The organism is Candidatus Paceibacterota bacterium (assembly GCA_028714275.1).
Classification (GTDB): domain Bacteria; phylum Patescibacteriota; class Minisyncoccia; order Phycocordibacterales; family CAINVO01; genus CAINVO01.
In genome coordinates, this window is sequence record JAQTMP010000020.1 from 1 (window position 1) to 13,059 (window position 13,059).

Annotated in this window: 13 protein-coding genes and 2 tRNA genes; 13 read left to right on the top strand and 2 right to left on the bottom strand. The window is 43.7% G+C overall.

Annotation, left to right across the window (positions count from 1 at the left end):
- The 6 genes from PHF79_02365 to PHF79_02390 all read left to right on the top strand — a co-directional run.
- Positions 1 to 447: hypothetical protein (locus PHF79_02365; GenBank protein MDD5318642.1), on the top strand; the 447-nt coding region annotated here is incomplete at its 5' end.
- Positions 448 to 493: 46 nt separating this feature from the next.
- Positions 494 to 2,563, top strand: a complete 2,070-nt coding sequence (locus PHF79_02370) for a peptidoglycan-binding protein (GenBank protein ID MDD5318643.1) — start codon at positions 494 to 496, stop codon at positions 2,561 to 2,563.
- 13 nt (positions 2,564 to 2,576) lie between these two features.
- Positions 2,577 to 4,637: an NAD-dependent DNA ligase LigA gene (ligA, locus tag PHF79_02375; protein MDD5318644.1), complete on the top strand. Its 2,061-nt coding sequence runs from the start codon at positions 2,577 to 2,579 to the stop codon at positions 4,635 to 4,637.
- A 188-nt stretch (positions 4,638 to 4,825) separates the two neighbouring features.
- On the top strand, positions 4,826 to 5,146 hold the full coding sequence (gene gatC, locus PHF79_02380; GenBank protein MDD5318645.1) for an Asp-tRNA(Asn)/Glu-tRNA(Gln) amidotransferase subunit GatC: 321 nt from the start codon (positions 4,826 to 4,828) through the stop codon (positions 5,144 to 5,146).
- 11 nt (positions 5,147 to 5,157) lie between these two features.
- Positions 5,158 to 6,651 carry an Asp-tRNA(Asn)/Glu-tRNA(Gln) amidotransferase subunit GatA gene (gene gatA / locus PHF79_02385; protein MDD5318646.1) on the top strand — a complete coding sequence of 498 codons (1,494 nt, stop codon included), beginning with the start codon at positions 5,158 to 5,160 and terminating at the stop codon, positions 6,649 to 6,651.
- 35 nt (positions 6,652 to 6,686) lie between these two features.
- Positions 6,687 to 7,472 carry a hypothetical protein gene (locus PHF79_02390; protein ID MDD5318647.1) on the top strand — a complete coding sequence of 262 codons (786 nt, stop codon included), beginning with the start codon at positions 6,687 to 6,689 and terminating at the stop codon, positions 7,470 to 7,472.
- On the opposite strand, the gene PHF79_02395 is transcribed toward PHF79_02390, so the two are convergent.
- Positions 7,469 to 8,113 carry a hypothetical protein gene (locus PHF79_02395; GenBank protein MDD5318648.1) on the bottom strand — a complete coding sequence of 215 codons (645 nt, stop codon included), beginning with the start codon at positions 8,111 to 8,113 and terminating at the stop codon, positions 7,469 to 7,471. The genes PHF79_02390 and PHF79_02395 overlap by 4 nt on opposite strands.
- A gap of 575 nt (positions 8,114 to 8,688) precedes the next feature.
- Here PHF79_02395 and PHF79_02400 point away from each other — a divergent pair.
- From PHF79_02400 to PHF79_02410, 3 genes are all read left to right on the top strand, one after another.
- Positions 8,689 to 9,357 carry a helix-turn-helix domain containing protein gene (locus tag PHF79_02400; GenBank protein ID MDD5318649.1) on the top strand — a complete coding sequence of 223 codons (669 nt, stop codon included), beginning with the start codon at positions 8,689 to 8,691 and terminating at the stop codon, positions 9,355 to 9,357.
- Positions 9,348 to 9,422: transfer RNA gene (locus PHF79_02405), tRNA-Met, on the top strand. Before PHF79_02400 ends, PHF79_02405 begins: the two co-directional genes overlap by 10 nt.
- A gap of 91 nt (positions 9,423 to 9,513) precedes the next feature.
- Positions 9,514 to 10,113 carry a hypothetical protein gene (locus tag PHF79_02410; GenBank protein MDD5318650.1) on the top strand — a complete coding sequence of 200 codons (600 nt, stop codon included), beginning with the start codon at positions 9,514 to 9,516 and terminating at the stop codon, positions 10,111 to 10,113.
- Between the two features lie 71 nt (positions 10,114 to 10,184).
- Here PHF79_02410 and PHF79_02415 read toward each other — a convergent pair whose 3' ends face one another.
- Positions 10,185 to 10,769 carry a hypothetical protein gene (locus tag PHF79_02415; GenBank protein ID MDD5318651.1) on the bottom strand — a complete coding sequence of 195 codons (585 nt, stop codon included), beginning with the start codon at positions 10,767 to 10,769 and terminating at the stop codon, positions 10,185 to 10,187.
- A gap of 119 nt (positions 10,770 to 10,888) precedes the next feature.
- Here PHF79_02415 and PHF79_02420 point away from each other — a divergent pair, with 119 nt between their 5' ends.
- From PHF79_02420 to PHF79_02435, 4 genes are all read left to right on the top strand, one after another.
- Complete coding sequence (locus tag PHF79_02420; GenBank protein ID MDD5318652.1) at positions 10,889 to 11,551, top strand: LAGLIDADG family homing endonuclease; 663 nt, start codon at positions 10,889 to 10,891, stop codon at positions 11,549 to 11,551.
- Positions 11,542 to 11,615: transfer RNA gene (locus PHF79_02425), tRNA-Asp, on the top strand. Before PHF79_02420 ends, PHF79_02425 begins: the two co-directional genes overlap by 10 nt.
- A gap of 36 nt (positions 11,616 to 11,651) precedes the next feature.
- Positions 11,652 to 11,921, top strand: a complete 270-nt coding sequence (locus PHF79_02430; GenBank protein ID MDD5318653.1) for a hypothetical protein — start codon at positions 11,652 to 11,654, stop codon at positions 11,919 to 11,921.
- 61 nt (positions 11,922 to 11,982) lie between these two features.
- A partial coding sequence (locus tag PHF79_02435) for an HAD-IIB family hydrolase (protein MDD5318654.1) occupies positions 11,983 to 13,059 on the top strand: 1,077 nt, incomplete at its 3' end.

Here is a 13,059-nt window from a genome sequence, read left to right on the forward strand (position 1 = left end):
TTTTCAATCGGCAGTATTGTCTTGAAAAGGCTTTTGCTTTCATCCAATGGGGAAAATTCCCAGTACGCTTTTTATGCGGCTGACTCGGCAGGTGAATGTGCTTTGTATTGGGATCGCAATGCTACCACTACCAGTACGGGGAGTGCTTTTGCCACATCCTCTACTTCAGTTGCGGGGCAGGATTTTTTACCTACTATCAATTGCAACAACACGCCAGTGACTACTTGGGTGACTGGCTCTGACGCCACTTTTGCTGACACGGTTTTTTATGTACCGCTGAGCCCGACTACTTGTGGTTTTGTGACCGTGCACCGCACTTCGGCAGTCACGACTGTGGATGCCCGCGGGTATAATGCTCCTTTCAGTCAGGCGTTGAATGGAAATAAAGGTGGGTGTGATACCACCAATCCTCGCGCAGTAGAGCGTGGGCTGTTGATTACATTCTAACTTGTCAACCTTTTCACTAAGATTAAAAAGATGTTAATATGTCGACATGGTTAAATACAATACCTTTTTTATTTGCTTGATTGCGATCATTGTTGGTGGGTTTCCTTTGTTGAGTCAGGCTTCTTCCTACCTTTGGTCCTCCCCGACAATTTCTGGTAGCCATCCATGGGATGCCATCGCTTATTCTGCTGACGGCACAAAACTTTTTGCCGCCGATGATGGTTATGTCTATGTTTCTTCTAATTCTGGTGCGACTTGGGCTACCAGTACTGGCACTGGGCAAGAGTATTGGCAGACGCTTGCGGTGTCACAAAATGGTACAAAGGTAGTTGCGGCGGGGGATCAAAGCGATATTTTCTTTTCAACTAATAGCGGTAGCACTTGGGCTACCAGTTCTTCCGCCGGAGTCCATAGTTGGATTTCTCTGACCTCTTCTAGTGATGGGACAAAAGTGGCGGTAATTGATTTTGATGATGATCAAATTTTAATATCTACTGACAGCGGTGCCACTTGGGCAACTAGTACCTCAGCTTCGTCTCATAGCTGGGGTGCCTTAGCTTATTCTGCTGACGGTACAAAACTTTATGCAGCTTCGGGTGACGGATACACATATGTCTCAACTAACGGGGGGTCAACTTGGACATCAAGTGCCAATCCAAACGGAACTAACTGGTTTGCTATTGCTTCATCAGCTGATGGCTCGAGATTATTAGCTGGGAGTCCATATGGTCAAAATCAGCATCTCTTTTTATTTACTTCACCAAATGGTGGTGCCGCTTGGGCTACTAGTACTGGAGCAGGGTCTCATTCTTGGCACAATGTCGCTTCTTCGGCCGATGGTACCAAACTCATCGCTGCCGCCGCTTTAAATTCTGGCTACATTTACACCTCTGTAGATTCAGGTGTCACTTGGGCGACCAGTACTGTGGCAGGACAACACAATTGGCAATCCGTGACTATCTCAGCTGACGGCACTAAAGTCGGCGCTGTGGCTTATGATGGTACTTTGTTTTTAGCCAGGACCCGCTTCTCGCCACCTTCTTTGTTCAATTTAAATTCAACCGTAGCTTCTAGTACATACACACTCTCCTATGAAACAGATGAGTTGGCTACTTCGACCTTGGCCGTCAATCCACAGGGGATTATGCAGTACGCTTCTTCTACTGTTGCTTCATCCACTTCCTACAACTTCACTCTCAATAATTTAGTTCCGTGTGCTCAGTATCAGTACAACCTAGATCTAAATGATGCTTATGACAACGCCACCTCTACATCCGAGCCTTTTAATACGACTTGTCTTGCCAATGCGGTCGTAGCCACTTCTACTATCCTAAATATCGCCACATCCACTGGTGGTACTTTGTCCTTGAATACCCTGACTCTTTCTGTGCCGGCAGGGTATAGCACTACTTCCTCGCAGTCATCTTTTCAAGCTTTTGAGTTGGATGCTCCTACCGTTCTTTCTGCTTTCCCAGTGCCATCTAATCAACTTGTTAATGCTGGAAATATTTATCAACTCTCTTCTATCACAGGCACTTCTACGAGTCTTTCCACTTTTTCTACCCCGTTAACTGTTACAATGACTTATGATCCGTCAGCCTTGGGGTCTACAGATCAGAATAGTTTAGTTATATATAGAAACGATGGAGGATCATGGCAAGCCTTAACGTCATGCACGGTGGATACGTCCAATCACACGGTTTCTTGTCCGACTTCTAATTTTTCCACCTTTGCAATTTTTGGTGCAACACCAAATTCTGGAAACGCAGCTCCTATTATTATAAGTGGAGGGTATTCTTTCGGTTCCTCATTTGCCCTAGATACTTCGGTAAGTACGTTGCCCCCTCAAACAATCACCTCGACCTCGACGGTTCCTTTTACCTTAAATCTTGCCTTGGGATCTGTCGGAGCAGAAGTTAAGGCCCTTCAAATTTTTCTCAACACGCACGGCTATATTGTTGCAACAAGTGGTTTTGGATCGCCCCACAACGAAACGGACTATTTTGGTCCACTCACTAGAAAAGCTTTAATTAAGTTTCAAAAAGACTACAAGATTACTCCAGCTATTGGTTTTTTTGGCAACATCACGAGAGGCATAATTAATAAAATATTGTGATATGCTGAGGGATATGAAAAGTCTAAAAATCCCGCAAGAAATCAGTGATAGAGTAGCCAAACTCCGGGCTTCTATTGAGCATCATCGTTACAACTATCACGTCTTGGACAAAGAGGAGATTTCGGCTGAAGCGCTGGACTCACTCAAGCGGGAACTGTCAGAGCTCGAAGCAAAATACCCTGCACTAGTGACAGCGGACTCTCCCTCACAGCGGGTAGCTGGCAAGCCCCTCGATCAATTTGTCAAAGTAGCTCACAAGGTACCCCAGTGGTCTTTTAACGATGTTTTTGATGAAAAAGGGGTGCGAGAATTTGACGCGCGAGTCAAGAGGTTTTTGATCAAAGCAGGGATCAACGAAAGCCCCAGCTATGTATGTGAATTGAAAATTGATGGTCTAAAAGTAGTCAGTGAATACCGCCAAGGAATTTTTTATCAGGCTCTAACTCGCGGAAATGGTGTGATAGGCGAAGATGTCACTCACAATGTGAAGACTATCGAGTCTATGCCGTTGTCCTTGCCGCAACCTCTAGACATCATAGTTGAAGGGGAAGTGTGGATGAGTAAAAAAGATTTTGAGGCTTTAAATGCGAGGCAAAAAAAAGAGGGCAAGCCTCTGTATGCCAACCCGCGCAATGTAGCCGCCGGCTCTATCCGACAGCTCGATGCGGCTATAGCTTCCTCGCGCAAACTACAGACATTTACCTATGATATTGCTCAGATCAAAAGCGCCCTCATGCCAAAAACCCAGATGGAAGAGCTGAAGCTTTTACAAAAATTAGGGTTCAAGGTGAACAAAAATTTTACGTCATGTAAAGATATTGATGAGGTAATTGCATTTTGGAAAAGTTGGGAAAAAAAATCCAAGAAGGAAAACTATTGGTGCGATGGAGTAGTGATCAAGGTAAATGAGCGCCGACAGCAGGAGGCGCTCGGGTATACAGGCAAGGCGCCGCGTTACGCTATTGCCTTTAAATTTGCAGCAGAGCAAGTCACCACAAGAGTAGAGGATATTGTCTTGCAAATTGGCCGTACGGGGGTCTTGACGCCAGTGGCGCATTTAAAACCAGTCTTGGTAGCTGGCTCGACGGTTTCTCGAGCCACTTTGCATAATGAAGATGAGATCAAAAGGTTGGATGTGCGGGTGGGAGACACGGTCATTTTACAGAAAGCAGGAGATGTGATCCCAGACATTGTTTCTGTTTTGAAAGAGCTCCGCACAGGCAAAGAAAAAGCCTATGTCTTTCCAACAAATGTACCAGAGTGCGGCGGCGATGGTCGCATTGAGCGTATTCCCGGACAGGCCGCATGGCGCTGCGCTGTCTCAGGCGGAGTTTTGCAGCATCGCCGTCGCCTCTACCATTTCGTCTCAAAAAAATGCTTCAACATTGACGGCATGGGTCCAAAACAAATTGACTCTTTACTTGACCACGGCCTGATTACTTCTTACGACGATATTTTTACTTTGACTAAGGGGGATTTACTGTCCCTACCGCGTTTTGCCGAAAAATCCGCAGACAATCTGATCAAGGCTATTGCTGCGGCTCGCTCGGTGACCCTCGCTCGCTTCCTTTTTTCCCTTTCTATTCCTCAAGTCGGTGAAGAGACCGCTATCGATGTAGCCAATCATTTTGGCCAGCTCGAAAAAATACGCGTAGCTAGTATCGAACAGCTCGAATCAATCGATGGAGTAGGGGACGTGGTCGCTGCCTCCATTCATACCTGGTTTGCGGACAAGAAAAATAGCAAGCTGGTAGATAAAATTCTTTCGCAGGTTTCTTTAATAAATCCTAAAATGGCCAGCTCCAGAAATAGAAGCAAAAAGGGAAACGTCGCGTCTCTACCCCTAGCCGGCAAAACTTTTGTCTTGACTGGCACCCTGACTTCAATGTCTCGTGATGAAGCTAAAGACAAGATTCGCGCCTTGGGTGGAGGTATCTCCGGTTCGGTCTCATCAAAAACTAGCTACGTGGTAGCTGGCGAAAGTGCCGGATCGAAGCTCGATAAAGCAGAGGAGCTAGGAGTGACTATTTTGGATGAACAGGCTTTTCTAAAAATGCTCTCAAATAGTAAATAAATAGTGAAGGGATTTCTAGGTAGTTTTTTTATCGGTATGTAATATAAGACATATTTTTTATGCTTTATGTTACATATTGAGAAAAAGGCGTACTCAAAATTGCGAGTCTTCGAGCGCTTTAGTGAGAAAGGTTGTGGATTTTCTCCAAAACCTTTACACAAAGCCGTTTTCGCACTACACTTACAGGAATGATTACCAAAAATGACATTGAAAAGCTGGCCTCTCTTGGTCGGGTCAAGCTTGTCGAAAGTGAAAAGGAATCTTTTGCCACTGAGATTGATGCCATACTCGGCTACGTCGGAGAGATTCAAAAAGTCACGGCTTCAGATGTGCAGGTTGCCACTCATTCAGAGCTGGTATATCCTCATCGCAATATTATGCGTGAAGACTCGCCTCGTACCATCGATGCTAAAAAAGAAACGGCCAGCGGAAAATATTCAGAGGATTTATTGACTTCATCCCCCGACCGTGACGGGCAGTATATAAAAGTAAAGAAAATTTTAGGGTAGGTGTCATTTTTATGAAAAATCTCGCTCAACTGACCATCACAGAAGCTATTAAGATGCTCCGCTCTGGAGAGACTACTTCGCGGGCTATAACAGAAGCCTGCTTGAAAGAGATCACTGAACGCAATGGAGAAATCAATGCCTATCTCGAAGTCTTTGAAGACGCCCTTGCCCAGTCAGATGCTGCAGATGCCAGACTCAAAGCAGGAGAAGGAGTGGATAAAAAAACCGGAGAGATGTGCTTGCCGCTCCTTGGTATTCCACTTGCCATCAAAGATAATATTTTAATCAAAGGACGTCGGGCCGGGGCGGCTTCAAAAATCCTTGAGGGATATATTGCTCCATACAATGCGACGGCTATTTCAAAACTGATTGATCAGGGCGCTGTTTTTATGGGTAGAACCAATATGGATGAGTTTGCCATGGGTGGATCGACAGAAAATTCTGCATATGGCCCAACCAAAAATCCGCATGACTTATCTCGTGTTTCCGGCGGATCATCGGGTGGTTCCGTGGCCGCGGTGGCTATGCACGGATGCCTTGCAGCCATTGGCTCAGATACAGGAGGGTCGGTCCGCCAGCCAGCCAGCTTTTGCGGAATGGTTGGCCTCAAGCCTACCTACGGCAACGTTTCTCGCCATGGCTTAATGGCCATGGGTTCTTCACTTGATGTGATTGGTCCAGTAGCCAAGTCTGTCGAAGACGCTAAAATTATTTATGATGTGATCAAGGGCCATTGTGAAATGGACAGCACTTCTTTGCCGGATATTTTAAATGAAGCTTCAAACAAAAATTCTCAAAAAGGATCGCCCGCCAAAAAAATGACTCTTGGCATTGTGCCAGAACTCATGAATATGGGAGGCATTGACCCTGGGGTGTCCGAAAATTTTAAAAATACAGTCGAAGCTTTAAAAAAGATGGGCCACACAATAGTAGATATAAGTTTGCCAAACATAGGTCATTCATTGCCTGTGTATTATATTGTCATGCCAGCCGAGGTTTCTTCCAACATGGCTCGCTTTGATGGCATGAAATTTGGCCAACGTGTAGAAGGGGACAATCTTTTGGCGGATTATATGAATACTCGCGGACAGCTTTTAGGTAAAGAAGTGCGTCGGCGTATCATCCTCGGGACATATGTTTTGTCCGCCGGTTATGCCGATGCCTACTACAACAAAGCTCAGTCCGTGCGCCGTCTGATCGCGGCTGATTTTGAAAGAGCTTTTCAGACAGTCGAGGCTATCCTTACCCCGACTGCTCCGACCCCCGCTTTTTTGATTGGTGAAAAATCAAACGATCCCCTTCAAATGTATCTTGCCGATATATTCACGGTGACAGCCAATCTGGTAGGCGTCCCAGCCATGTCAGTGCCCACTGGAGAGGTGGCGGTGACAAATGCTGATGGATCAAAGGCCAATCTCCCTCTAGGGATCCAGATCACGGCGCCTCATCGCGGAGAAGAAGCCCTTTTTGCTCTTGGTATGGACATAGAAAAACTGCTAAAATAGGTCATAAAGTAACACCCAAAAATTTATAAAATAAAATGGCAGATCCAAAAGCAAAAGGAGGCAAACCAAAAGGCAAGCCTGCTCCAGAATCAAGCGGCGGCCCCAAAGGACTGGAAATAGTTTTTTGGGTTATTTTAGCCGGTTTTATCTTGCTGACAGTGGTCCCTTTTCTGCTCTCTCAAATTTTTGGAACACAAACAGGGACGCAGGCAGCGCCACAAATTATTGGCTACGATGTCAGTGGCCAACCTATTTTTTCAAACCCCGCGGCTACTTCTACTATTTCAGCTGGCTTGGCCAATTTTCAGTCAGAAGTGGCCCATGTTTTTTATAGTATTGTAAATACTCTTCACTTTTTGGCTATCTTTTTTTCCTTTCTTTTTATCTTGGGTATTTTTTATACCAAATTTGAGCTTTCGGAAGTCAACAGAAAAAAAGCCCTTCAAGCCAAAACAGAAGAAGTGGTCTCAGCCGTCCCTTTTGCAGAAGCTGCTGACAAACCATACTTAAATGAACGCTGGCAGAAAGTGCTGGATCATAGCGAGTCTGTCAGTCCAGGGGATTGGCGTCTGGCTATTATTGAGGCAGATATTTTGCTCGAGGAAATGTTGGAGCATATGGGTTATCAAGGAGAAAGTATTGGAGACAAGCTCAAACAGATCAACCCAAGCGAATTTTTGACGCTCAACAATGCTTGGGAAGCCCACAAAGTGCGCAATGCTATCGCTCATGAGGGCATCTCTTTTTCTTTGACCAAGGATGTTGTCCGACAAACTATTCAAAATTACCGCAAGGTTTTTGAAGAATTTTACTATATTTAGCATTTAATTTTCGTGACATTTTTACCAATAAAAGAAAGAGAACCCATTATTCGACGTCTCAGTTCTGTCCCTTTTCGCACCTTTATTCTTAACGTTCCAAAATATTTTTCTGAATCGGGGTATATTTTTTTTGAAACAGTTTTAATAAAACTTGTTTTGGTAAACTGTTCCCTGTCTATTTTTGCAGAATGAGACCAGAAGTTAATTATTTCAACTTCTCTGTCTCTATGTATTTGATTGATACTGACTCTCGCTATGAAATCCTTTTGTTCTATAGCATAGATTTTCTTAAACCATTCAAGGATCACAGAAATAATGACCGGGTCACTATTGGTAAAACCAGTCTCGTCACTTCCTTTTTTGTAACCCTCTGCCCAATAGAGCCCCAACCCTAGGATAAATAAATCTCTGCTATTAAGAATTCCTACATCTCCCTGACCTTTATGGAGCATCCTTTTTATATTATCCAGCCTAATCTTTCTTTGTTTCTCAGCTTGTCTAAGTGATCCAATATAAGCCTTCGTTCTTCCTTCCTTCGCTAATTCTTTTTGCTGAGAAGAGGTAAGGATTATGTCACGACACCAATAGCTTACGGTACTTTTATTACTATTTAGATTTCTTGCTATGGTAAGGATACTCATACCTCTTCGTCTTAGATTTCGAGCTTGTTCGCGCGCATAAATATTTGTCATATGGTTTAAAGGTATTATACACATAACCCTATGTACAAAACCATATTGACCTTGAAAGAGATGTTTGTTACTATATAGCTCTCTTCCAATAGAGAAATAAGTAGCGGGGTAGAGAAGCAGTAACTCGAGAGGCTCAAACGGGCTCGCCGAACAGCAATGATCGGCGGAATACTCATCAAATTCGGTGAAACCTTCCCGTGTCGCAGGATACGAATGGCAATACCGAGCCAAGTCTGCATAAGGTTTTTTTTAAATCATATGTTTAAAGGTGTAGAGACTAGACGGTGAGCACCCCATGTGGGTGAAGGTATAGTCCAGATTACAAAATCATTTTTTCAGATTTACTCTTGATTGAATGATGCGGCGAAAGCCGTGGTGGCAAGCATAACCTCTAGGCCTCGGTGCAATTCCGAGCCCCGCAACAAGAAGGAGAAAGACGAGCAATATTTTGTTGCTCGTCTTTTTCTTATCTTTACAAACATTGTCTAGTATATATAATATATACCTATATGGCTAAGTTCGATTTGAAACTCCAAGCTTTGAAACTCAGGAAGAAGGGTTATTCTATAAAAGACATAGCCGTGCGTTTAAAAGTATCTAAAAGCTCAGCAAGTGTCTGGTGTTCCGATATTATGCTCACCTCTGCGCAAAGAAGTTTTTTAGCAAAGAAAGCACACAATGCCGGATTGAAAGGAAGAATGATGGGAGCACAGGCTAATAAAAACAAGAAAATAGAAAATATAAAAAAATATGAGAAGATAGGTGGAAAATATATAGGTAAAATCTCTAAAAGAGAAAGGACTCTCATTGCAGTCGCCCTTTATTGGGCTGAAGGATCAAAGAAAGACGGTCCATTTAGTTGTGTGAATTCAGACCCTTGGATGATTAAAATTATATATAGATGGCTTCGTGAGGATTTGGATGTCCAAAAGAAAGATTTTGTCATAAGGGTTGCCATTAATCTTTCACACAAGGTTAGGATAGGGGATGTTTTGAAGTTTTGGTCTAATCTGTTAGACTTACCGCGTGAGTTTTTTAAGCCAACTTCTTTTATAAAAACAACTCAGAAGAAGGTGTACCAAAATCACAATACTTATTACGGTACCCTTATTTTAAGGGTTAGAAAGAGTACCAATTTAAAGTATAGGATGCTAGGATTGATTGAAGGTATAAAAACAAATTTGTCGGAGTAGCTAAACTGGTTAAAGCACCACACTCATAAAGTGGAGATTTGTGGGTTCGATCCCCACCTCCGACACAAAAATAGTGGCCACTTTTCGTGGCTGTACGCGACTCTCTGCGTATGCTAGAGTCTTTTTTAGATGGCATCTTTTACAGTTTCCTTAATTATGGCTAGAAATCCAAGTCTCGAAAAAAACAGGCCGTCTATTGATGGCCCTGGCAGTGAATTTATTTGTCAGAACAATTATCTGCAGACGATTGCCAAAGCGGGTGGACTGTTAAACGTCCAGAATTGGCCGATGGTCGTGTATTTTTTGGCTTTTGAGTTTGTGTGCCATCACTGGGCCGAATTGAAAAGGCCAAAGGAGGCTGTGATTGTATACAAGGATGGACACATCCTCGCTCACCAAATCGCGGCCTTTGCGGAAATCCAAACCCTCTCGGTCAACAATCTCGCCGGCTTTAAACATCTGAAGGCTCCAGTCATTTTGTTTGGTCTTAACATGCAGGATGTTAGAGCAATATTTTTTAAATTGTCAGCGGAGAACCTGCTCACAAAACTAAATATTTCTCTGGTCGGAGTGCTTTGCCTCGACATGGACTCTACCTGGCGCCGGACCTTTTCGGATTTGGCAGCCATAGACATTAAAGAAGTTCACATCATCGCCTTGTGTCAGGGAGAGCAAAAAACTTTCAAGATGGGTTTTCTGAAAAGACTGCTCTGCTCGCTCAAAGGTGGCTTTCTTCGGTTTGGGGAGCAATGGTAGTTTGCTGGAAATTATAAAACCGCGGGGTAGGACTTTGTCCCCGCGGTTTTTTTGTTTGGTCCTTGCGACTATTACTGTTCTCGTCGCCACATCTGCACGGCCACTTCATGCGTGGCTGTAGATGTCAGGACCTTAACTTTTTGTGACAAAGGAAGTTTTTCAAACGGCACCGATCCCCGATAGGGAAAAAGGGTGACCAGTTTGAAATTTTCCCATTTTTGTTGGTGGGAACAGAGGTCAAAAACGGGCGCCTTTTTTTCAGCAGGAGTTCTTCCTGCGATTTTAGCGGCTTTGCCGGATTCGACATCCGTACCTTTGTCCGCAAGCAGATAAAATAGGGGGCCGTCATCTGTTGGCACCCCAAGTAGACTGCCGGAAGGGAATCGGGAAGGGGCAGCCGCCACCCCGATTTTGTTCGGCTCGGCAATCCGGAGAGGTAGGCCAGTGGCAGACTGTCCTTTCCGAGACCATTTATCGGAAGCTCCTCTTCCCGCACGATAGGCTGTCACTCGCGACAACAAGTGCATTGGTTTTCCCCAAGCGACTCCGTTTGCGCCTGCGTTTACACTGTCGGTGTTCTCACACCCCGTCAAAGCCATCGACACAAAAATGGCTGCAGTCACTGCAACTATTCTACTCCCTGTTGTGTTTTTCATAAGATGAGCTATCTAATACCGTAATACTCCTTGGAAATTTTGTTGTCAAGAGGCGCGAGAGGGCAAGGTGCGGGTGGAATAGAATTTGTATCTAAGTATGGTTAGGATATAATACTGTCATGCCGATAATGAAGAAAATAGACAAAAGCTTCTTTAAAACCTGGACTAGTGACATGGCCTATATTTTGGGTTTTATGTTTGCTGATGGCAATATTATTCGAAATAAAAGAGGTGCTCACTTTTTTGCAATCTACACATCAGATAAAAATTTATTAGTAAAAATGAGAAAATGTATGGGTTCAAACCATAAAATCTCTGAGAGGCCAGGCATTATCAGAGTAGGCTATTCCATTCAGATTGGGAGCAAGGAAATGTTTGAGGATTTGGGGAGGCTTGGGCTTACCCCCAACAAATCTAAAAGGATGAAGTTACCCTTTATTCCCGATGAGTATGCAGGACATTTTATAAGAGGCTATTTTGACGGTGATGGAAATGTGTGGACAGGTTTGTTTAATAAGAAAAGAAAAAATCCTAGAAAAAATATATTAGCCAGCTTCACTTCAGTTTCGGTAGATTTTCTTAATAGTTTATATATTTTACTAGGACAGTTGGATATAAAAGGAGGTTCAATATACATACCAAAAATACGTAATTTTGGCAGGTTAACATATAGTTCGAAAGATGCTTTGAAATTGTATGAAATTATGTATAATGAGCCACACAGGCTATTTTTACAAAGAAAGAAGTCTGTCTTTGAAAGATTTTCAAAAATGCGGTCGTAGCTCAGCTGGTCAGAGCGCGTCCCTGTCACGGACGAGGCCGTGGGTTCAAGTCCCATCGACCGCGCATTACGTGTATTCTTGGTATACTTATCATATAGTTATGCCAATAAAATCTTTTGCCGCCGTCGGCCACCCAATCTCTCAGTCATTGTCACCCGCTATATATATGGCAGCTTTTAAATATCTCGATCTAGATTATAAATTTGAAGCAGTGGACGTTTTCCCTGAAAACTTGGCCGAGTTTTTAAAATCAGAAAAATATGAGGGGCTGAGTGTTACTATTCCTCATAAAGAAAAAATCATTCCATTGACGGTAGGGAAATGCTGCTTGGCCAGGCTTTTGCCCAATTTAAAATTTTTACAGGTCTAGATGCACCAGAAGAAGTGATGAGAGGGGGAGTGTATGCTTTTTCATGTTAGAATAGGCTGGTATGTCATTAGCTAAGAAAATTGTGGCTTTCGACCTGGATGGCACTTTGACGGAAAGCAAACAGCCTCTCAGCCGTGAGATGGCTGATTTGTTATCCCAATTAGCTTTACAGGTAAAGATAGGGGTTATTTCCGGCGGCTCTTTCGACCAGTTTAAAAAGCAGTTTTTACCGGCTTTTTCCCAACCCGCCATCTTTTCTCAGTTTAGCCTGCTGCCTACGAGCGGCGATCAACAATATGAATATGCTCCGGCCACAAACGAGTGGCGCCTGACTAGCAGTCAGATATTTCCAACGGAGATAAAAGTAAAAGTATTAGAGGCCCTCAAGGGTCTTGATGGTCCTGACAAGTATGATTTACCGAGTGAAATATTTGGCGAGCAGATAGAAGACAGAGGGACCCAGATTACTTTTTCAGCTATGGGCCAACTTGCGCCTGTCAATAAAAAAATATTGTGGGATCCTGATCAAAGTAAAAGAAAAAAAATAGTGGAAGATCTTGAGACCAAGCTGCCTGAAGTGACCATTGCGATCGGGGGTGCGACCTCGATAGATTTTTTACCTAAAGGTTTTAATAAAGCCGAAGGGCTAAAAAAAATGCTGGCGGAGTTTAAATTTAGGCCAGAAGATATTATTTTTGTTGGAGATAAAGTTTTTCCAGGGGGAAATGATTATTCTCCCCGCGAGGCAGGGGTAGAGACTTTGTCAGTCAATGGCCCGGCTGAGACGGCTGCTCTCATAAAAAAGTGGTTAGGAGAGGACGCAAGACATTATCAGCTCACTCGTCACCCCGCTAACCCAATTTTACAACCGAGCGCAAATGCTGCTTGGGAAAAAGAGGGAGTTTTTAATCCAGGAGTTGTAAAAGTAGATTACGAAGTCATTATGTTGTACCGAGCAGTGGGCGAGCGAGAGTCCTACACATCGCATATTGGCTTAGCCAAAAGTAAAGATGGGATTTCTTTTGAAAGACTTTCCAAAGAGCCAGTCTTTGGACCAAAACAGGAGTTTGATAAGTGGGCGACTGAGGATCCTCGCATTACCCAGATTGAGGAGGATTTCTACGTGACTTATGTGGCG